Below are 20,516 nucleotides of genomic sequence, written 5' to 3'. Positions count from 1 at the left end.
ATATTAATTTCCTTTTCTGTTTTTTAAAGAATTATAAATTCCATAAAATTGCTTTATTTCATGGGGTTTAAGTTCTCTAAATTTACCTATTTCAATATCATTTATTTCCAAAAATTCAATTTGTGTTCTTTTTAATTTTTTTAAATAAATGTTTACTGCAACTAACATTTTTTTAACATGGTGTTTTCTTCCTTCTGCAATTGTTAGTTCAATAACAGATTCATTAAACTCATCATCATATTTTAATAATTTTGCATATATAGCTTTTGTTTTATAATCATCGTCAATAGTAACTCCATTAATTAAATCTCTTATTTGATATTTAGTTACTTTTCCATTACATAAAGCTTGATAAGTTTTTCTAAATTCAAATTTTGGATGCATAACAAAATTTGCAAATTCTCCATCATTTGTCATTATTAATGCTCCTGATACATCATAATCAAGTCTTCCCACGGGAAAAACTCTTATTTTTGAATCATTAAAAAAATCAGCTACTGTTTTTCTATCCTTGGGATCATCCATTGTTGTTAAAACTAATCTTGGTTTATTAAATAAATAATAAACTTTTTGTTTTACTTCTAATAAAGGTTTATTATTAATAGATATTTCTACATTAGATTCAAATTTTGTTCCTAATTCTTTAATTATTTTTCCTTCAACTTTTACTCTACCTTGTTCAATTAATTTTTCAGCTTGACGCCTTGAACAATAACCTCTTGAAGCTATTATTTTCTGTAATCTTTCTTCTATCATAATTAACCTCTATTAAATATTTCTTTTTCTTCATCAATTACCTCTTTTAATTTTGGTAATTCATCTAAACTATTTAAATTAAAATACTTTAAAAAATCATCAGTAACTTTATATAAAGTTGCTTTTCCAAGTTCCATTGATTTTCCTGCATCAATAATTAAGTTTCTTAATTTTAATTTATGGAATATTGATTCACAATTAACACCTCTAATGTCTTCAACATCTGCTCTTGTAATTGGGCCTTTATAAGCAATTATTGATAAAGTTTCTATACTTGCTGTTGATAATTTTGATTCTGTTTTTACGTTTGCTAATTTTGAATAAAAATCTGCATTCTCTTTCTTTGTAATCATTCTATATTTATTTTTTGCAAATTTTTGAATTTCCAATCCACAAGATTTATCATTTTTATATTTTTGAGTAATTTCTTCAATTAACTTTTCAATTAACTGTTCATTACTTTCTTCCAAAATAATTTTTAAATCGTCCATTGTTGTTCCTTCATCACCATTAACAAATATTAATCCTTCAATAACAGATATTTTTTTTATGTTATCCATATGAAACTCCTTAACCTATATATTTTACAATAACTTCATTTTCATTTTGAGAAACTGTAATTATTTTTTTAGCTGCTAAATCTAATACTGCTAAAAAAGTTGCAACCATTACTTTTATTGAAAATTCTTTTAACTCAATCAATTTCACTAAATCAATTTCACTAACGTTATTATTTTTTAAAAATAATTTAATTTCTTCTGAAATTTTTTCTGGCGAAATTTCTTCTGCTTTAATAGTATTAATTTCCATTTTTTTAAATTTATTTTTTTCTATTGCTTTTAAAAAAATATTTGAAAATTTATCAATATTAATATTATTTTCTGCTAATGGCAACTCATTATCATCGATTTTTGCAATTCTAATTATTGTTTTTATTTTACTAAAACCCTTTAAATAATCTTCTTGTTTTGTTTTAAAAAAATTTGTTACTTCTTTAATTTTGTGATACTCAATTAATCTTCTGATTAAATCTTGTCTTTCTAATTCTTCATAATTATCATCAATATTGACTTCCTCTTTTGGAATTAATAATTTTGATTTTAACTCAATTAAATAAGCTGACATAACTAAATATTCACTTGCAATTTCTAAATCTAAAAGTTCAATTTCTCTAATATAATTTACATATTGATTTGATAATTCAAGTAAATTAATATCCATAATATTAATTTCTTTTTCTTTAATTAAATGAAGCAAAAGATCTAATGGACCATTAAAATTATTTAATTGTATTTCATTTCATTTTTGCATATTTTTTCCTTTTATTCAAGTTTTTCACTTTTTAAAGAATCTAAAGTTTCTCTAATTTCATTTTCTGATTTTAAATATTTTGTTAAACCAAGCATTATTCTACCAATAATTATAAAAAGTAATTCAAGAGAAAGTGAAATATTATATTTATATGTTGGATCTACAAAATCGTGTTCAATTGAATTTCTTAATCTTCTAATATAATGTCAAGCCTTTGAGTATGTAATTAATTCAATAATATCACTTAATTTTTGAAAATCACTAGTACTTTTTGAAAGAAAAGAAATATCTTTTAAAAAATGTGTAAAAAATTTTAACTGCACATCCTGATATGATAATTTTTCATTTTTCTTTACATATTTTTCATTTAAATGTTTTGAAATATATGTAAACTTATCAAAAACTGTGTATAGATATTTAAAAGATTCATTTTGTTGATGAAATTCCATTGTATTTATTCCATATAAAATTTCATAATTTCTAAGTGATTCAAATTCATAAGTTTTTTCCAAAAAATATCTAACAATACTTCTTATTTCAACAAAAATTGAAAAATTAAATGCTTCATCTTCAATAAAAAGTGCTTTTTCTACAGCTCTTTTTGTATGTAACATATAATCATGAATATTTTCTACTGTTAATTTTATATCACTTTTTTCTTTAAAAGTGATATCTAAATAACGGGCACTTTTTTGTGCATACTCCACTAATCTTTCAATAATTACATCATTTCTAAAAAAAGTATCATCTATATATTCTTGAATTATATCTGTATATACCAAAAATTCCTTATAGGAATCATATTTTTTAATTGTTAAAACTTTATTTATTTCAACGATATCTTTTAATGTTGTTTTTTCAGACACTTTTTTCCACTCCTATTTAGATTATACATAAAATAATTTATTTATAGTCTTAAACACTCTTAAAACAAACTAAGTGTATAATAACAAAAGAAATAAAGTAAATTTTTTTAAGGAGATTAAGTATGCATTTAAGAAAAAATACAAAACCTGTTATGGTAGGAAATGTTCAAATTGGTGGAAATGACAAAGTGGTAATTCAATCAATGACCACAACAAAAACTCATGATATTGAAAAGACAGTAGACCAAATTAATGAATTATTCAAAGAAGGTTGTCAAATAGCAAGAGTTGCTGTATTGGGAATTGATGATGCAAATGCTTTAAGTGAAATTGTTAAAAAATCTCCAATTCCTGTAGTTGCAGATATCCATTTTAATTATAAATTTGCATTAATTGCAGCTGATGCAGGATGTGCAAAAATAAGAATTAATCCTGGGAATATTGGAATTGAAGAAAATACAATTGCTGTTGTTGAGAAATGTAAAGAAAAAAATATTCCAATTAGAATAGGTGTTAATTCAGGTAGCTTGCCAAAAAATATGGTAGCAAAATATGGTTGAACTCCAAAAGCAATGGTTGAATCTCTTAGAACACATATTGAAATTCTTGAAAAATATAATTTTACAAATATAATTTACTCTTTAAAAGCAACAGACCCTTTAATGGCAATTGAAGCATATGAATTAGCAAGTCAATATTGAAGTTATCCCGCACATTTAGGAATTACTGAAGCAGGTAGTCTACTAAATGGTGCTATTAAATCAAGTTTTGGATTAGGTTATCTGCTTTTTAAGGGTATTGGTAGTACAATAAGAATCAGTTTAAGTGAAGATCCAGTGGAAGAAATAAAAGTAGCTAAAAGATTATTAAATTCTATGGGCCTCTTTGAAAATATGGTTGAGGTTATTGCGTGTCCAACTTGTGGGAGATTAGAATTTGCTTTAAGAGATGTCGTTAAAGAAATTGAAGAATTTGTAGAAAAATTGCAATTCCCCCTAAAAGTTGCAATTTTGGGATGTGTAGTTAACGGACCTGGTGAAGCAAGTCAAGCAGATATTGGAATTGCTGGTGGAAATAAAGGTGGAATTATTTTTAAGAAGGGAAAAATTTATAAGACTGTATCTCAGGATTTACTTGTTCCTGAACTTAAAGAATTAATTTTAGAATATTATGATATATGAAAAAATGGAGAGCAAAATTAATTTTGTTCTCCATTTTTAAAAATAATCTTATATTCAAATTTTTTAATTTCATTTACTTCTAATTTTAAAATACCTTCCTTATCTTTTAATTCATCAGATTTTTTTTCTTCAAAGTCAGGAAGTCCATTTCATGGTTCAATACATAAAAAATTTGCTTCATTACTTTCAGATCATAAAATAAGACTTTTATAATTTTCAAAAATTAATTCATATTCTACAAAATCATTTTTAATAGATACTCTATCACAATTATTTTCTCTTACTAAATAAGAATCTGAATTTTTAAAGGATAAGTCATTTTTATTTAATTTTTCTATCTCAAAAAAATTACTTTGTTTGGAAATTATTAATCCACGTTTAAAATCAGAACAATACTGTTGTTTCTTATTAAAAATAATTTCAGTATTATCATTTATAATAAAACCTGGATGATGTCCAAATGAAAAAAACATTTTTTTATTATCTATATTTTCAATAGTTATATCAAAATTAATTTGATTATTAATAATTTGCAAATCTAATAAAATCTTAAATTTGTATGGAAATTGATTAATAAGTTTGTCTTTTGAAATAAATTCAGTTAATATTCCTTTTTGTGAATGTTCTAAAATTTTTCAATCAATAATTTCATTAAAAAAACCATGTCTTTTTAAAAAAATTTCTTTTCCATCTACTTTTAAATTACTTTTTAAAGTTCCACAAATTGGAAAAAGAATAGGTCAAGTTTTCTTTCAATTATTTTCTTGTTGATAAAGAATTTCCTTATTTTCAAATTTTATACTTTTTATTTCAAATGGATTAATTGAAACCAAAATTTTTATATTATCCTTTTCCAAAACTAACATATTAAGAACTCTCCTCAAAATTTTCTATTGAAATCTTCATTTGTGTTTTTGTTTTTTCAATTACACGTTTTTTTAATATAATTTTTAAATTTTGTATAGCTAATCTATAATTTAAGAAATCTGCAAATATTTGTGCATTTCTAAAATAAAATATTAATAAAACAATTAATGAAAATACACAAGCTAAAGTCATGCATAAAGTTGAAGCATCATTAAATTTTGAATAAAACTGTTGCCAATTTTGATTATCTCTTAATGAAAGTAATTCATTTACACTTGAAAAATCTTTAAAAATTCCAATTTTTAATTTTGAAAGAATTTCTTCAATTGAAATAACTAAAAATTGTCCTCCAAAATAAGCACTACCTCAAAAACCAGTTACAGGATTTTTTGGTGTTCTATAATTTCAAAACATGCATATAGAAAATAAAGAATATAAAATTTGATTTATACAAATTCCTGTAAAAAAATTAACAGCAATAAAAATGAAAGGATTATTAGCAAAAGCCAATATTGTATAAAAAATGAATAATAAAAAAATATTTATAAATAAAAAATCTCTTTGAGTTAAAAAATTTAAAGCATATTTATATAAAAAATATGAAACTATTATTGAGGGAATTAAATATATAAAATTATTAATTCTTAAAAATATTTCAATATCAGAATTTAAATAATCTAATTTCATAAAATTTAGTGCCATATATATTTTTATAATTAATGAATTATTTAGTGCACCTGTTATTGATGTTAAAAATACAAGTAGATAAATTGATATAAAAATTAAATTATTTTTTTTAGGTAACTGAGAAATTACTTCTGTATCAAAGGAACCAACTAAATTTTTATTTTCTTTTTGTAAAAAAGAAAATAAAAAACAAATAATTAATAATAAAATAAGAAATATTGGAATTGCCATATTAAATTTCAAACTTATAATTTCAAAATTTAAAATATTTAAATACAATCCAAAAGTAGTTGAAAAAGATATTAATGTAAAAATAATTCATGTTGTTGGCAAAGTATAAATTCTATAAAAAAATTGTTCATTAAAGTATAAATAATATAATGTTGAAGTTGATAAAGAAAGTGAATAGAAAATTGAAATAAGAAATATATTTCATAAAGTTAAATTATTACTAAAGAAAATCAAAAGTACTAAATTTATAGCAGTTAATGTATATGAAATTTGCATTCAAATTTTTCTATTTTTTAAAATACCAGTAGTTCATGTTGCTAATGGTTTTAAGAAAATTAAAAACATAGATGAACTAAAAATAATTAAAATAATATATGTTGAAAGTGAGCTAATTTTATTAGCTGAAATATTATTGGATAAGCTATTTCCAATATATCCAATTATTAATCAAAATAAAATTATTTGCGTAATTAAAATATAACTTTTTTTAGGCATTTTTTCTTTATAACACATAAAAGAAATTGCAAAAATTGCAAAAATAAATAATATAGGAAAAAATATTAATAAGTCTCAATTTTGCATTTTGCACCTCACATATTATTTTATTACATTGAACAAATTTTTTTAAAAAAATATAAATAAAAAAGGTTATAAAACCTTTAATGTGAAACTTTTGAAATTTCTTTTTTTGAAGATAAAAAATCAGAAGAAATCTTATTCCTTTTTAATTCTTTAATTTCCTTTCTCATTTTTTTTATTTCATTGTGAACTTTAATTAAATATAAGCTTGATTCACTATTATAATTTTGAATTGAATCAATTACTTCAATTTTATTTTCTAGTTGAAAATTATAATATGCAATTTTCTTATATTGTTTATCTCCAACTAAAATTAGATAAATAATAAGATAAACAAGAAATACAAGCATAAAAAGTAAAGATAAAGCTATTAACAATATATCATTTATAAAAAATTGCTCCAATTTAAATAATGAAAAAATATTAATTAAAGAAAATTCTAAATTTTCGTCCAATCATACTAAGACTGTTTTTGCAAAATAATTTAATAAAGGAGTCAATATCATTAAAGTAAATAAAATAATTAACCAAGAATTCATTACTTTAAACTTTTTATAAATTTTTGATTTTTTTAAAGTTTCCTTGTCAAAACCTGCAGTCAATCCAAATAAAGTATTTGTATCATTATTATTTTCAAAATTATTTTTTAAATTTTGTTGAATTGATTGTTGCTTTGTAAAACTAACCATAAATTTTTTTGTATTTAATGGGCCAGTTTCTAGTGTATCTAATTGCTTGCTGTCCAAATACCTATTATTATGTTTTAAATTATCTCTTAAAATTTCTTGTTCCACCTCATTAGAATCTAATGTTTCAGTTAAATTTTTTTCATATTCCATATTAACTGCAATTTTTCTACTATATTCTTCATTAATATTTGAATTTTCATTGATTTTTTGAACCAAATTTATAACTGAATTATCTATTGCTTTATGTTTTTGATTTAACATATCTAATTCTAATTTTTCTTCTTCTAAGTCATTAATTTTAATTTGATTAGTATTCACATCATTTTTAAAAGAATTGTTTGTTCCCTCAATATTTATTTTTGAATTAGAATTTTTAAGAATATCATTATTAAAATCAGCTGTATCTTCTAGTTTTTCAAGCACTTGATTATTTTTAATTTCACTTAATAGAGTTTCATTTTGTGTATTTCTTGAAATATATATATTATTTTGATCATTATTAAAATTAAAATTTTTCTCTTTTTTTTCTTCTAAAACTCTTCTTGGTATTATTTCTGTAGTTTCAATCTCACCAATAACATTTAAATTACTAAATGTCTCATTAATAACTGGAGAGCTTTCAAAAGCAATTTGCTCTTTTTTTCTTCTTGGAGTTAATTGTGTATTATGCTCAGGTTTTTGAAAACTTTGAATTAAATTTGAAAATTGCTCTAATCTTTTTGTTTCTATTTCTTCTTCTAGGAAAGTATCATCCAATGTATAAGTATTTTCTCCTGATAAATCAAAAATACTTTCTTGTTTATCTTCAAAGTTTCCAACTGAATCAAAAAGAGATTCAATATAGCCTGTATCTGTTATATTTTCTTCTTTAATTTTATTATTTCTTAGTTTAATTTCTTTAACATTTCTTGAGTCTACAGTAAAAATTTCTTGATTTAAAATATTTTTTATTTTTAAAAATGTGATTTTTCCACTAGATGTTTCTTTATTTATTACATCAATTATTATATAGTTTTCATTGTTATAATTAACTATAACCCCTATTTTAAAGCCCATACTAACATCTCCTATATAATTAGTATATATTAAACATTAATATTTACAAATATTTGATATTTAAAATAAGAAATGAGAAAAACATGAAAAAAATAAATATATTTAAAAATGATAATTACAAATTTTCCATAAATATTGGAATCATTGATGAAAAAATATGTTTTATTGGTTTTCCAAATGATGATATTTTTAATTGATTTCCTAGAAACAAATTTCTTATTATTGAAAATAATGAAAAATGTCCTACATGAATAAATAATATAATTGATGATTTTTTTGAAAAAAAAATACAGATATTAATTTGCTCTATTTAATAGGAAGTGAATTTCAAATTAAAGTGTGAAAAAAAATTATAGAAATTAAAAATGAAGAAACAATATATTATAGCGAACTTGCACAAAAATTAAATTTAAGAAATTCAACAAGAGCTATTGCATCATCTGTTAGTAAAAATTTAATTTTATTATTAATTTCATCTCACAGAGTTATATCAAAAAATAAAAATATAATTAATTTTAGATTTGGAAGTGAAATTAAAAAATGACTTTTATTTCTTGAAAATTAGTTATATATTGATATTTTAATTTCTCTTATTATTTTTTTATTTTAATTAGAATTCCATTTCAAGTTGAATCAACTATTTTCGAAATTAAATAAAACATTAAAAGACCAAATAAAGTTGAGAATTCAAAATCAGTTCACCAATGGGTCATTGCGACAACTAGTGAAAATTTCATTGAAAATAATATAAAAGTAAATCATATTCAAATAATTGAAATTTTAATTTTTGTCAATTCTCTATTTTTTTGTTGATTTACAAATAAAAACATAATTGTAGCGACACAAAAAGTTGAAATTGTATGACCTGAAGGAAAATCTTGATTAATTCAACCATCTGTTTGAAATAAATGTGCTGTGTCACTAAATCAATATTTTAGATTTTCTAAAAAATCATTAATTTCTCATCAATTTTTATATTCTACATTTCCTGTACCATCAATTCCTGAGCCTCATATATATTTACTACTATCATAAATTCAGTTTTTTGGTAAATACTCAGTTAATATATCATTGAATATAACTGAATAATAATATGGTCTTCCAAAAAGTGGTTTAAAAAATGCAATCATTAAATAGCATAAGAAAATAAAAAGCAAACCTTTTATACTATCTAATCAATACTCTTGAATAAAAATATCATTTCTTTTTGGAAATTTAAATCTTAAATAATAAAAACAAAAACAAATAATTATTGAAGTAAATGAAATAATTGATCATGCAATTATAATTCTGTATTCCATTGGTAAAAGCAAAAGAGCATCATTTCCAATTCCAAATCCCTCATCCTTTGTATATAAATTTTCAATAAACAAATATGAGTAAAAACCCCAAAATAGTAAAAAAATAATATAAAAAATATATAAGATTCATTGATTTTCTAATAAAAATGTTTTTTTGTTTTATTTTTTCAAAAGGTAAAAAAAGATTTTCATAATATCGATAAAAAAATAAAAATTACAAGAAAAAATTGAAAATTCCCTAATACATCAAAAAATATTATTCACATTTTCGAACTAAAAATTTGAAATCCCTTTGCTAAAAATTCTTGAACCTCTAAATCATAAAAACTACTAACACCAAAACTAATAAAAGTAATACAAAAGAAGATTATTCCTGGTATAAGTAGAAATTTTAATTCTCTACTTTTTTGAAACATAAATATAACCTCTAAAATATAATTACTAATATAATAACAAAAAAAATACTATTTTTAATAGTATCTTATATTTTCATTAATTCTTTTTCTTTTTCTTTTGAAAATTGATCAAGTAGAGAAATATATTTATCTGTCAATTTTTGAATTTCATTTTCCAAATCTTTTTTTGCATCCTCAGGAATAGAATTATCTTTTTTTATCTTATCATTTGAATCTCTTCTAACATTTCTAACTCTAATTTTAAATTGCTCTAATTCCTTTAACATTTTTTTAACTAAATCTTTTCTAATTTCTTCGGTTAATGGTGGAATATTAATTCTAATTAAATCACCTTCACCAATTGGATTTAATCCTAATGCTGCTTTATTAATTCCTGCAACAACATTTGCAATTTGGCTTCTATCATATGGTTTAATTACTAATTGTTGTGGTTCAGGAGAAGAAATTTGTGATGTTTGATTTATAGGTGTTAATGTTCCATAAAAATCAACCATTACACTACTTAACATATTTGAATTTGCTCTACCTGTTCTTATTTTTAATAAATAATCTTTGAAATGCTCAATAGTTTCTTGCATATCTAGTTCTGTCATTTCTAATATTTCTTTTTGCATAAAAAATTCCATTCTAATTAATTTTTGTTGCTTCTAAATTACCATGTGCAACTTTTACTATATTATCTTTTCCATTCATATCAAATACAACTATTTCCAATTTTCCATCTCTTGATAACATTGCAGCTGTTGAATCCATTACTTGTAAATTTTTAACAACTAAGTCATCATGCGTTAAATTTTCTAAAAATTTTGCTTTTGGATTTATGTTTGGATCTGAATCATAAACGCCTTTTGTTCCATTTTTTGCCATTAATAAAGCATCCGCTTTTATTTCAATAGCTCTTATACAAGCTCCTGTGTCAGTTGTAAAATAACTATATCCGGTACCTCCCGCAAAAATTACAATATAACCCTCTTCAAGTTTTTCTCTTGCATTTCTATAATTATAAGAACTTGTTACAGTTTTTATTTCTAAAGATGAATAAACTTTTACTTTATCGAAACCTAACTTCCTAAGAGTAGCTTCAAAAGCCAAAGCATTCATAATTGTTGCAAGCATGCCCATATAGTCAGCTTCAATTCTATGTAATTCTAAAGTACCTGCTAATTTACCTCTTCAAATATTTCCTCCTCCAATTACAACTCCAACTTGAAGACCTTCTTTTGAAAGATTTATGATTTGTTTTGCAACATCATCTAATTTATCTTTTGCATAAATATCATCATTTCCCTTCAAAGCTTCACCAGAAATTTTCAATAAAACTCTTTTAAATTTTAGTGCCATATTTACCTCGCTAGATAAATTATAACAAAAAGGTAATTTTTAGTATAGAAAAATAAAAATAAATCTTTAAAAATTTATTTTTTAATATTAATCTTTATCCTTAATAATATTACTTTTATCTTCTAATATTTCATTATTATGAAATGATTTCATTTTGTATTTTATGAAATCCAATGTTATACACATTGGGGGAACTAAAACTATTAATAAAATATAATCAAAAATTGTATTAAAAGAATTGAAAATCAATGAATAGCCTCATGAACCAAAACCAGCTCAAGCATTTTCAAATCAAAATAATGCACCAGCAACAACTCTTGACAAATATATCATTAATAAAGGAACTGTAATAAAAATTAATCAATCTACAGTTTCGAAAATTTTTTTATTATTTTTAATTGGTTTTAAGCAACTTGCAATAAAAGGACTAAAAACAGTAAAAAAATAATCAAATAATCATTGTTCAAATGATATTTTATATGTGCCTGGAAAAATAAAAGTAAATATTGCTGCAATAAAGCATAATAGTGTGGTTTGACTAAAAGTTAAAATATATGCTCCAAAAAATAAAGGTAAAAATTTAAAAGATAATGTAACAAAAAAAGGCATTGGTGGTATTATATCTGTAATCAAATTTATTGAACAAAATAATGCTAATAATAAACCTATCATTGCAATATCTAAAGTTTTTCATTTCATAAAATTATGTTTTTGATAAAAATTTAATTTTATAAAAAATAAATTTTCTATATTAAGAGCTAATAATGAAATTATGATATATGATTTTTTATTTGTAATCTCAGAATAGACATTTAAAATTGTTGCTAAAATATTAAATAACAATAATAATATTAAAATTAGAATAGTTGTAAATATAACAGAAGCCAAATTTTCAACAGCATCTGCATTATTTTTTGTTTCAATATTTAATCAAATTGCTACTCCAAAAAATAATATCATTCTAATTAATGAAAAAATAATATTTAATATAACTTTTTTATTCATGAATTTTCCTCCATGAAAAAAGCAGAATTGTCTTTATAAAGGACTTCCTACGCTAGTATTAACTAGATCAGGTTCTAAGAGTATTTCTCAAGCAATTGCTACCTCTGCCTTTTTCAATTATATTTTATTAAAAAAATAAAAAATATGTGAAAATATTTTTTTTTGAAAATTATTTTCACATATTTAACTATTTTATTAATCTTTTTTATCTTCAACATCTTTAGATTTTTTTGGTTCATTTTTTATAGTATTTTTTTCACTATTTTTATTTTCTTTTTCTAAATTAGTTGAATCTTTTTGTTTTGAATTATCTTCTATAATTTTACTATCATTATTAATATTAATACCCTTTAATTTTAATAACTCTTCTTTAAAATATTCTATTTGGTTACCTTTTTCAATTTTTACTCCTGTTTTATCAGCTAATCTAATAAAATTTAAACCTATTTCTGTTTTTTTGCTAAATTTTAATTTTTTTAATGTTTTTTTACCTTCAGAATAATTTATATAAACTATTCCTTTTTCTTCATCATCAATAATTTTTCTAATTTTTAAAAATTTTAAAGTATCTCCAATTGTAGTCATTTTTTCTTCTTCTAAGATAAATCATATATATTGAGGCACAAATAGAATTATTGAATATCAAGATGCACAAAGTACAAATGTTAAAACAATAAATACAATTACAAGAGTTTTTGATAAACTTTCATTATCTATTGAAACAAAATAAAATATAATTCCTAAAATTGAAGTTAATATTGCTAGCGATTGAATTAAAACTACTATTGAAAATAAAGTTTTATTAATATATTTTTCTTCAGATTTATTAGTTCTAAATTTTAAAGCTAAATTTCAAGAAACCATGGCTGGTAAGGGTGCTGCAATTAATAAAATTACTAATAAAATTAAAAGCTGTTCTCCACCTGATATTGCGGCCAAAAGATTAAAATTCATTTTCTAATTCCCCTTTAATTGAGCAGCAACTTCTGCTGCAAAATCAGTAGTTACTTTTTCAATTCCTTCCCCAACTTCAAATCTAAACATTTTTACCAAAGTTGAATTTTTTGATTTAATAAAATTTCCCACTGTTTGTTTATCATCTATAACAAATAATTGTTCTAATAATGTTACTTCTGCAATTCTTTTATTTAATTTACCTTTTAAAATGTTTTCTGCTACATTTGCAGGTTTATCTGATAAATCTGTTGTTTCTTTTATAATATGCATTTCTTGATCTTTAAATTCTTGAGGAACTTCATCAGATGAAAGATATTTTGGTGCCATAGCAGCAACATGCATACAAATATTATATGCATCTTCATTTGAGATTGACCCATCAAATTTTAAAAGAACTGCAATTCTTTTATTGGCATGATTGTAAATTGATAAAACTCCATTTTCAGTAGTTTCCATTCTTCTTAATTCAATTTTTTCCCCAATTGTTGCTGTTGCTTCTACACAAGCTTCAGCTATTGATTGATTGGTTGATAATTTTACATTTAATGCTTCTTCTAAAGTAGACGCATTTGAATTTAATAAAGAATTTGAAATATCTTCAATAAGAGACATAAATTTATCATTTTTAGAAACAAAATCTGTTTCAGAATTAACTTCAAAAATTATTGCTTTTTTATCATTTGCTTTTGCAAAAGCAACTCCTTCTGCTGCAACTCTATCTGCTTTTTTAGCTGCTTTTGCAAGACCATTTTCTCTTAATCAAACAATTGCCTCATCAATATTTCCTTCAGTAGTTTCTAAAGCTTTTTTACAGTCCATCATACCAGCTGATGTTATTTCTCTTAATTCTTTAATTAATTGTGGTGTAACTGCCATTTTTATTCCTCCCCAACTTTTTCTTGTTTTGCAACTTCTTTTGATTCTGGTCTTTTATCAAAAGTTTTTTTTGGACCTGAGTATTTTGAATCTCTTTCTCCTCTATTTGAAAAAGATCTATTTTCATCTCTTACAGGTCTATCTTCTTTTTTAGGAGCAATTATTTTTAAATTACTTGGTTGCATTTTAATTCCTGCTGCATCAGCATAAACATCAACTACATAATTTGTAATTATATTAACTGATTCTTGAATATCATCATTTGCTGGAATTACATAGTCAACCATATCTGGATCAACATTAGTATCACAAATTGCAATTACAGGGATTCTCAATTTTCTTGCTTCTTTAACAGCAATTTCATCTGTTTTTGGATCAACTACAAACATTGCTGCAGGCAATTTATGCATTTGTTTAATTCCACCTAAAGATTTTTCCAATTTTGCTTTTTCTTTTTTAATTAAAATTTGTTCCTTTTTAGGTCTTAAATTAATTTTTCCTGTTTTTTCTTCATTTTCGATATCTCATAAAGTTTTAATTCTTAATGAAATAGTTTTCATGTTAGTAAGAGTTCCACCAAGCCATCTTGAGTTTACAAAGAAATTTCCACTTCTTAATGCTGCTTCTTTAACAGCACTCTTTGCGCTTCTTTTTGTACCAACAAAAATAATTTTTTCTTTTCTTTGACCAATTGAAGTTACAATTTTTTTAACATCTTCCAATCTTCAAATTGTTTGTTGTAAATCAATAATATGATTTTTATTTTTTGCACCATAAATGTATGGTTTCATTTTTGGATTTCAGCGTTTTGTTTGATGACCAAATTGCGCTCCAGCATCTCAAAGCTGTTCTCTTGTTAAGTCTTTTGCCATTTTAAGGCTCCTTTCATAATTAAATTCGTTAAACTTCCATATGGTTCAAAAATTATCCACTTGTTTTATTAAAATAACAAGCACTAGGATAAAAAATTCCCAAATGTGATTGCATACCCTAAAAATCAAATATACAAACATAATTAGTATAACATTTTTAAAAACTAACTAATAGTAAAAAATAGCTTCTTAAAAAGAAAAAAAATTAATTGAAAAATAATTACAATTAATTTTTTTTTTAACTATGAGGTGAAAATGGATCGACAACTAATTCTGTATCAGGATTTTCTCTTTTTGCTAATTTTTTATCAATGTTATAAAAATTGCCATTTGACATTTTAATCCAATCTAACAAATCATTTATTTCTGAAATTTCTTCATAAAAATCAATAATGAATCATTCATAAAATTTAACAGAAGCAATATCTTTTAAAGATTGAGCATTTACTCAAAATTCATTAGAAATTAATGCAAAATGCTCCCTACATTTCTTATATTCTTCAATAATTTCAATAATTGAATCAAAATTTTTATATTGTAAATCAAGTGTATTCATTATATAAGTTGAATTTCTTCCTAAAAGATAATTCATTATTCTTCTTTGATGTAAGAATTCATCTTGTGCCTGAACTTGAAAAAAATGTGTGAAACCTGGATAACCTAGTTCATTGCAATTTTTACTTAAATTAAAGCATTTATTTTGCATTATTGCATGCTCATCAATATATTTTTGTAAGTCTTTTTGAATTTTTTTATTTAACATAATTTTTATACCTCCTTTAAAGATTATAACTTTATAAAGTTTAAAAAATTATTTTAAAAACTAAAATTTTGTTAGTTTAATTAAAGATTTTGCATAAATTTCCATCATTTTTTTTAAGTCATCAATTTTTACATATTCATTATAAGCATGCATTGTTGATTCATTTAAATCAAATTCTGCTCCAAAAGCTATCATATTTGGCATTGATTTAGCAAAAGTACCTCCACCAATTGCAATTGGTTCAGCATTATTATCTCCTGTGACTTCTCTATAAACTTGCATAATATTTTTTACAACATCACTATCTTTTGGAAAATATACTCTATCTTCAATTGAAATTAATTTAGTTTTTAAATTATAATTTTTTACAGAATTATTTAAGACATCCATAATATCTTTTTGAGGGTCTTTTGTACATGGAACCCTAAAATTTAAAGTAAATCTAAAATCTTTTTTAGAAACATTTATAATACCATTGCAAGTAGTAAGAGAACCAGTTTCATCTGTTAAATCACCAAAGATATCACTCATATCATAATTTAAATGAAAGTATTTAGAAATAAATAAAGCAAGTGGGTGATTTATTCCAACCTCATTAATTGCTTTTAGCAATCACGATGATGCTGCAACTCCTTTAAAAGGTAAACTTCCATGAGCTGAAATTCCTTTAACAAAAAGGCTTTCTTTTTCTATGTATGTTTGAATATTATTACTTTTCAAAAAGTTTTGAATTTCGTTGATTTTTGGCCCTTCATACTTAACTAAATCATTTACTGCATTATAAACTTCTCCACCTGTTATTGTAAATTCTGAGTTAAATTCTCCAATTAAATCCATATCTACAATTCATTTTTCTGCATAAACAACAGGAAAATGACCATCAGGTACATATCCTAAATCACATAATTGTTCATTTGCAACATATGCTTCCATGCATTCTCAATTAGTTTCTTCACTTGTACCAAAAATAAACCTAATTTTATAATCAGGCTCAAAACCATTATCAATTAAATATTTAAATGCAAATAAATTAACCATGGTTGGCCCTTTATCATCAAAAGAACCTCTACCAAATAATTTTCCTTCAATTTCAACTGGTTCAAATGGGTTTGTATTTCATTCATCTAAATTTCCTGCAGGTACAACATCTAAATGACAAATTATTCCAAATAATTTTTCACCATAACCATAATCTGCATAACCATATCTATAATCTGGTGCTGTAAAAGTCTTTCAACCAAAACTTTTACATAAATTAATGCAATGTTTTAACGCATTTCTAATATCTTTATCAACTGGAGCTCCCTTTGTTAAATCCTTTCTATATGAAGGTATTGCTATTAATTTTTTTGTTTCTATTAATACATTGTTAAAATATTCTCCTAATAATTTTTCTTTATCTATATTCATTTCACTATTTATCCTTTTCTATTTTTTGTTCTATCACTGATAACTTTATCATAAGCATCATTAATTTCTGCCATTTTCTTTTTTGCAGATTCATTTTTATTTCTATCGGGGTGAAATTCTTTTGCTAATTTTCTATAAGTTTTTTTAACTTTTTCATCTGAATCAGATGGTTTTAAGCCAAGTATTTTGTATGCATTATTAATTGATAAATTAGTTTCTTTTTTAAAATATTGATTATTTGAACTACTTTTTTTATTATCCTCAAAAATTATATCTTCTTCTATTTTTTTAAATAGATTATCAATTTCTTTGCAAAAAAATAAAAATTGACTATCAACAAAATTGTTAATTTCATTTTCATTAAAAGATTTATAAACTTTATTTTGACTTTTACAAATTAAAGCTGGCATTACCTCACTAATAAAAGTTTTTTTAAATATTTCAAAACTCTCTTGTGCAAAAACATTGTAAATTTTTAAAATTTCTTCTTGATTTAGAGGCACTTTTGCTTCATTTGAAATTTTTTCAAAAAGTAAAAAAAAATCATATTCGGTATTTGCTCAATAATTATAGAAATTTCCTTGCATTCTTAATAATATTTCTTTAATATTTTTATTTTCTAATCTAATACTTGTTTCGGAAAAATTTGACAAAAATGGAAATTTATTAAAAACTTCAATATATTCAAATTTTTTCAATTTAATTTTTTTATTTTCCTGATTTTGAAAAATTTTTTTGAAATTATAAAGTTGTTGTTTTAATTTATTTGCCTCAGTTTTTTTTGATTTAAAGATCATAACAATAGTTACTATTAATGCAACTAATAGTAATAATCCTAAAGAAACATATATAAACATTTTATTCCTCTTTCTTTTTTTAAAAAAAAAACTCCATAAACTGGAGCCTTAAAATTATTTAGCTTCTTGTGGAATTACAACAGCTCTAGTTCTATTTTTACCAAATTTTTGGTATTTTACAATACCTGATACTAAAGCAAAAAGTGTATCATCTCCACCACGACCAACATTTGCCCCTGGATGGATTTTTGTTCCTCTTTGTCTAAAAATAATTGAACCAGCATTTGCAAATTGTCCATCAGCTTTTTTAGCTCCTAAACGTTTTGATTCAGAGTCACGTCCATTTCTTGTTGAACCTACTCCTTTTTTAGAAGCAAAATACTGTAAGCCTAATAAAAAACGCATATTAAATCATCCCTTCTATTTTAAAATTTTTTGGATATTGAATAGAAATTGTTTCTAATTGAATCATTAGAAATTCCAATAATTCTTGAATTAAGTTATTATTTTCCTTAACATTAATAACAATTTCATTTTTTTTAACAATTAATTCTAAATTATTACCAAATTTTAAATCTAAAGCATTTAATGCACCATTAATTATACCAGTGACCGCAGCACAAACTAAATCTTCACCAAATTTATTGCTTTCTGCATGACCACTAATATTAAATGATATTATTTCATTATTAGTTTTAAAAATTTTAGCCAATATCACAAAATTATTCCTCTATTTTTTTAGCAACAGGTTTTTTTGCTGCAGTTGTTGTTTTTGCTACAGTTGTTGTTTTTGCTACAGTTGTTGTTTTTGCTGCATTAGCATTTGTAATTGTTTTTGTAGTAGTTGAAATTTCTTTGGGTTCTGAAACTTTAGTTGTTTTTACCCCAGATGCAGAAATTGTTTCAATTTTAACCTTAGTAAACGGTTGTCTATGTCCATATACTTTATTTACATTTTTCTTTGGGTGATATCTAACAACACATAATTTTTTTTCCTTACTTTGTTTAATTACTGTACCTATTACTACAGCACCTTTAATAAAAGGATTCCCTACATTTGAATCTATCATTAATACTTCGTTAAAAATAACTTCTTTTCCTTCTTCTACAGAAACTTTTTCAATATAAATTTCATCTCCTGATGAAACTTTAATTTGTTTTCCACCAGTCTTTATAATTGCAAACATTTCTTTTCCTCCAGTCTAGACTCGCCTTGTATGTGAGTTTTAAACTTCTTTGTAACATACAAAAGAGCGGTTGAAACTAGCAACCTAAATAATTTTATAACAAATATGATAAAAAAATACATTTTTTTAAATTAAATCAATAATATTATAAGAACTCTTAGAATCAATTTTTGTTTTATTTGAAACAGAATTATCTACTTTTAAAGTAGAATCTCCAATGCTTAATTCAAATTTATCACTTTTATTCTTCATTTTATTTGCAAAAACTGTCGTTGATATAGCTCCAAACATATTTGTAAAAAACCACCTGTTTGTTTAACAATATCAGCAATGCCACCAAGTAAAGAACCTGTAACACCCTTTCCACCAATTATTTCTCTTTTTTGTTTATTATTTAATTTTTCCATATTTACCTCCAACAAAATAATCGATAAATTTATTAAAAAGTTAAATTATTTATAAAAAATTTTTGTTAATTCATTTTTATTAATACTATATTTTTTTGAAATAATTTTAATTGCATCTTTTTTACTATATTTCTCCAAAATTAATTTATTTACTTCAAAAATAATTTTTTTCATATCAATCTCAATTTCATTTTTTAATTTATAATTTGGATTAATAATAATGCAAAATTCTCCCTTTTTAGTAAATTTTGTACTTGAAATATATTTGCAAACGTCAATAATTTCTCCTCTTATGTACTCTTCATTAATTTTTGTCAATTCCTTTGCAATAACAATATTTGTATCATCTTCAAGAATTGTTGATAATAAATTTAAAGAAGATTCAATTCTATGAACTGATTCATAAAAAGTTATTAAAATATTGGAATTTTTAAAATTATTCAAGTAATTTACTAAGTTTTTTTGAATATTTTTTTTATCTAAAAAGCCTAAAAATAAATTTTGTGAGGCAACAAAACCAGATGAAACAATAGCATGAATATATGCTGGACCACAATTAATTGAAGTTATATTTAAATCAACATTAGAATTTAATATTTTTGAAATAACTAAAGCCCCCGGATCTGAAATGCAAGGCACGCCTGCATCACTAATTATTGAAATTTTATTATATATTTTAATATCATTTAAAATTTCATTTACCATTAATAATTCATTAAATTTATGCAAGGATTTAAGTTTTTTCTTAATATTAAGTTTCTCAAAAAGTTTTAAACTTACACGGGTATCTTCACAATAAATAACATCAGATTCGTTTAAAGTTTTAATCACTCTTGTTGAAACATCCTCTAAATTACCAATTGGAGTTCCTACCAAATAAATTGTTGATAATTGATTTCTAAAAGTTTTTTGTATTTTCATAATTTTATCTCCAAATATATAAAAAACCTAATTTAAATTA

The 20,516-nt window shown here is 23.0% G+C and carries 25 protein-coding genes, 1 pseudogene, 1 riboswitch and 1 other annotated feature; of the genes and pseudogenes, 3 read left to right on the top strand and 23 right to left on the bottom strand.

The genetic code is table 4. The features are described from left to right. Positions 1 to 3: 3 nt before the first annotated feature. From STAIW_RS01410 to STAIW_RS01395, 4 genes are read right to left on the bottom strand one after another with little or no spacing between them, the layout of a single operon-like run. Positions 4 to 756, bottom strand: coding sequence for a pseudouridine synthase (locus STAIW_RS01410; protein ID WP_020834085.1), 753 nt, complete (start codon positions 754 to 756; stop codon positions 4 to 6). Positions 757 to 758: 2 nt separating this feature from the next. Next, the gene (scpB, locus tag STAIW_RS01405) at positions 759 to 1,316 is read right to left on the bottom strand and encodes an SMC-Scp complex subunit ScpB (protein ID WP_020834084.1); all 558 of its coding nucleotides are present in this window, start codon (positions 1,314 to 1,316) and stop codon (positions 759 to 761) included. A 10-nt stretch (positions 1,317 to 1,326) separates the two neighbouring features. Beyond that, positions 1,327 to 2,067: a segregation and condensation protein A gene (locus STAIW_RS01400; protein ID WP_020834083.1), complete on the bottom strand. Its 741-nt coding sequence runs from the start codon at positions 2,065 to 2,067 to the stop codon at positions 1,327 to 1,329. Positions 2,068 to 2,078: 11 nt separating this feature from the next. Beyond that, positions 2,079 to 2,933: a hypothetical protein gene (locus STAIW_RS01395; RefSeq protein ID WP_020834082.1), complete on the bottom strand. Its 855-nt coding sequence runs from the start codon at positions 2,931 to 2,933 to the stop codon at positions 2,079 to 2,081. Between the two features lie 122 nt (positions 2,934 to 3,055). Between STAIW_RS01395 and ispG the strand changes: the two genes are divergently transcribed. Beyond that, on the top strand, positions 3,056 to 4,135 hold the full coding sequence (ispG, locus tag STAIW_RS01390) for a flavodoxin-dependent (E)-4-hydroxy-3-methylbut-2-enyl-diphosphate synthase (protein ID WP_020834081.1): 1,080 nt from the start codon (positions 3,056 to 3,058) through the stop codon (positions 4,133 to 4,135). Here ispG and STAIW_RS01385 read toward each other — a convergent pair. The 3 genes from STAIW_RS01385 to STAIW_RS01375 form a co-directional block, all read right to left on the bottom strand. Continuing rightward, a complete protein-coding gene (locus STAIW_RS01385; RefSeq protein WP_020834080.1) occupies positions 4,132 to 4,980 on the bottom strand; it encodes an aldose epimerase family protein in 849 nt (282 codons plus the stop codon). The two genes, ispG and STAIW_RS01385, sit on opposite strands and share 4 nt — an antisense overlap. A 1-nt stretch (position 4,981) precedes the next feature. Further along, entirely contained in the window at positions 4,982 to 6,481 is a 1,500-nt protein-coding gene (locus STAIW_RS01380) for an MFS cation transporter (protein ID WP_020834079.1), read from the bottom strand. A gap of 77 nt (positions 6,482 to 6,558) precedes the next feature. Further along, complete coding sequence (locus STAIW_RS01375) at positions 6,559 to 8,223, bottom strand: hypothetical protein (RefSeq protein WP_020834078.1); 1,665 nt, start codon at positions 8,221 to 8,223, stop codon at positions 6,559 to 6,561. Between the two features lie 83 nt (positions 8,224 to 8,306). Here STAIW_RS01375 and STAIW_RS01370 point away from each other — a divergent pair, with 83 nt between their 5' ends. Both STAIW_RS01370 and STAIW_RS01365 read left to right on the top strand, forming a co-directional pair. After that, positions 8,307 to 8,537: a hypothetical protein gene (locus STAIW_RS01370; RefSeq protein WP_020834077.1), complete on the top strand. Its 231-nt coding sequence runs from the start codon at positions 8,307 to 8,309 to the stop codon at positions 8,535 to 8,537. A 23-nt stretch (positions 8,538 to 8,560) separates the two neighbouring features. After that, positions 8,561 to 8,788, top strand: coding sequence for a methylated-DNA--[protein]-cysteine S-methyltransferase (locus STAIW_RS01365; RefSeq protein WP_169522257.1), 228 nt, complete (start codon positions 8,561 to 8,563; stop codon positions 8,786 to 8,788). Positions 8,789 to 8,816: 28 nt separating this feature from the next. Here STAIW_RS01365 and STAIW_RS01360 read toward each other — a convergent pair whose 3' ends face one another. The 16 genes and pseudogenes from STAIW_RS01360 to rsmI form a co-directional block, all read right to left on the bottom strand. Beyond that, positions 8,817 to 9,596: a phosphatase PAP2 family protein gene (locus tag STAIW_RS01360; RefSeq protein ID WP_020834075.1), complete on the bottom strand. Its 780-nt coding sequence runs from the start codon at positions 9,594 to 9,596 to the stop codon at positions 8,817 to 8,819. 409 nt (positions 9,597 to 10,005) lie between these two features. Then, the gene (frr, locus tag STAIW_RS01350) at positions 10,006 to 10,554 is read right to left on the bottom strand and encodes a ribosome recycling factor (RefSeq protein WP_020834073.1); all 549 of its coding nucleotides are present in this window, start codon (positions 10,552 to 10,554) and stop codon (positions 10,006 to 10,008) included. A 13-nt stretch (positions 10,555 to 10,567) separates the two neighbouring features. Next, positions 10,568 to 11,281, bottom strand: a complete 714-nt coding sequence (gene pyrH, locus STAIW_RS01345; protein WP_020834072.1) for a UMP kinase — start codon at positions 11,279 to 11,281, stop codon at positions 10,568 to 10,570. Positions 11,282 to 11,368: 87 nt separating this feature from the next. Next, a complete protein-coding gene (locus tag STAIW_RS01340; protein ID WP_020834071.1) occupies positions 11,369 to 12,286 on the bottom strand; it encodes an energy-coupled thiamine transporter ThiT in 918 nt (305 codons plus the stop codon). A gap of 27 nt (positions 12,287 to 12,313) precedes the next feature. Then, positions 12,314 to 12,402: riboswitch (TPP riboswitch) on the bottom strand. A gap of 79 nt (positions 12,403 to 12,481) precedes the next feature. Then, entirely contained in the window at positions 12,482 to 13,240 is a 759-nt protein-coding gene (locus STAIW_RS01335) for a hypothetical protein (RefSeq protein WP_020834070.1), read from the bottom strand. Positions 13,241 to 13,243: 3 nt separating this feature from the next. Then, positions 13,244 to 14,119 carry a translation elongation factor Ts gene (gene tsf / locus STAIW_RS01330; protein ID WP_020834069.1) on the bottom strand — a complete coding sequence of 292 codons (876 nt, stop codon included), beginning with the start codon at positions 14,117 to 14,119 and terminating at the stop codon, positions 13,244 to 13,246. A 2-nt stretch (positions 14,120 to 14,121) separates the two neighbouring features. After that, complete coding sequence (gene rpsB / locus STAIW_RS01325) at positions 14,122 to 14,991, bottom strand: 30S ribosomal protein S2 (protein ID WP_020834068.1); 870 nt, start codon at positions 14,989 to 14,991, stop codon at positions 14,122 to 14,124. A gap of 238 nt (positions 14,992 to 15,229) precedes the next feature. Next, positions 15,230 to 15,754 (bottom strand): ferritin-like domain-containing protein, encoded by a 525-nt coding sequence (locus tag STAIW_RS01320; RefSeq protein ID WP_020834067.1) that lies wholly within the window; start codon positions 15,752 to 15,754, stop codon positions 15,230 to 15,232. A 60-nt stretch (positions 15,755 to 15,814) separates the two neighbouring features. Then, positions 15,815 to 17,164 carry a Sapep family Mn(2+)-dependent dipeptidase gene (locus tag STAIW_RS01315; RefSeq protein WP_020834066.1) on the bottom strand — a complete coding sequence of 450 codons (1,350 nt, stop codon included), beginning with the start codon at positions 17,162 to 17,164 and terminating at the stop codon, positions 15,815 to 15,817. An 8-nt stretch (positions 17,165 to 17,172) separates the two neighbouring features. Further along, entirely contained in the window at positions 17,173 to 18,021 is an 849-nt protein-coding gene (locus STAIW_RS05615) for a J domain-containing protein (RefSeq protein WP_020834065.1), read from the bottom strand. A 54-nt stretch (positions 18,022 to 18,075) separates the two neighbouring features. Further along, positions 18,076 to 18,366 (bottom strand): 50S ribosomal protein L27, encoded by a 291-nt coding sequence (gene rpmA, locus STAIW_RS01305; protein WP_020834064.1) that lies wholly within the window; start codon positions 18,364 to 18,366, stop codon positions 18,076 to 18,078. Position 18,367: 1 nt separating this feature from the next. Beyond that, complete coding sequence (locus tag STAIW_RS01300; protein WP_236608526.1) at positions 18,368 to 18,673, bottom strand: ribosomal-processing cysteine protease Prp; 306 nt, start codon at positions 18,671 to 18,673, stop codon at positions 18,368 to 18,370. Positions 18,674 to 18,851: 178 nt separating this feature from the next. Further along, a pseudogene (gene rplU, locus STAIW_RS06460) lies at positions 18,852 to 19,148 on the bottom strand (50S ribosomal protein L21); the annotation flags it as partial. 7 nt (positions 19,149 to 19,155) lie between these two features. Continuing rightward, positions 19,156 to 19,230: a sequence feature (ribosomal protein L21 leader region), on the bottom strand. A gap of 44 nt (positions 19,231 to 19,274) precedes the next feature. Next, positions 19,275 to 19,400 (bottom strand): hypothetical protein, encoded by a 126-nt coding sequence (locus STAIW_RS06655; protein WP_269077205.1) that lies wholly within the window; start codon positions 19,398 to 19,400, stop codon positions 19,275 to 19,277. Further along, entirely contained in the window at positions 19,370 to 19,555 is a 186-nt protein-coding gene (locus STAIW_RS01290) for a hypothetical protein (protein ID WP_041618798.1), read from the bottom strand. Before STAIW_RS01290 ends, STAIW_RS06655 begins: the two co-directional genes overlap by 31 nt. A gap of 45 nt (positions 19,556 to 19,600) precedes the next feature. Beyond that, a complete protein-coding gene (gene rsmI, locus STAIW_RS01285; protein ID WP_020834060.1) occupies positions 19,601 to 20,476 on the bottom strand; it encodes a 16S rRNA (cytidine(1402)-2'-O)-methyltransferase in 876 nt (291 codons plus the stop codon). Positions 20,477 to 20,516 lie beyond the last annotated feature (40 nt).

The organism is Spiroplasma taiwanense CT-1, from assembly GCF_000439435.1.
Lineage (GTDB): Bacteria > Bacillota_I > Bacilli_A > Mycoplasmatales > Mycoplasmataceae > Spiroplasma_A > Spiroplasma_A taiwanense.
Note: the sequence above shows the minus strand (reverse complement) of the source record. Positions and strands in the feature narration are given on the sequence as shown.